Here is a 370-nt window from a genome sequence, read left to right as displayed (position 1 = left end):
GTGGCTATGCCAACACCGAAATCGGCCAAGTGATCACCCTGGCTTATCTACAGGCTTACACCAACATGGTGGCCGAGCTGGGTGGCCTGCCTGCCAACGCCTCGACGGCCAACGCGGGCCAAGCCGTGACCATGCTCAAGGCCGGTCGCCTCCTCGCCAATGCCAGGGGAACCGGCGCACCGGTACGCTCGCTGGAGCCGGGCATGCTGCTGTACCCCACCGGGGTCAAGGAAGGCACCATGTGGGAAGTGGAAGACGAAATGGGCAACAAGGGCTGGGTCAATTCCACCCTGATGGAAACGGCTAAATAGCACGCCTGCGTGCCGGTGTCGTGCCGGCACGCATCGGCCCTGCCCGGGCCGGCCTTCTC

1 protein-coding gene is annotated in these 370 nt (G+C 64.6%); it reads left to right on the top strand.

Annotation, left to right across the window (positions count from 1 at the left end; all coding sequences use genetic code 11):
- Positions 1-311 (top strand): hypothetical protein (locus tag EN846_RS33870; protein ID WP_210236142.1); only part of this gene is annotated, 311 nt, incomplete at its 5' end.
- Positions 312-370: the final 59 nt, after the last annotated feature.

The sequence above is a fragment of the Mesorhizobium sp. M4B.F.Ca.ET.203.01.1.1 genome (assembly GCF_004791025.1).
GTDB classification, from domain to species: domain Bacteria; phylum Pseudomonadota; class Alphaproteobacteria; order Rhizobiales; family Rhizobiaceae; genus Mesorhizobium; species Mesorhizobium abyssinicae.
The sequence above is the reverse complement of the archived record's forward strand: the minus strand, read 5'-3'. Positions and strand labels throughout refer to the sequence as shown.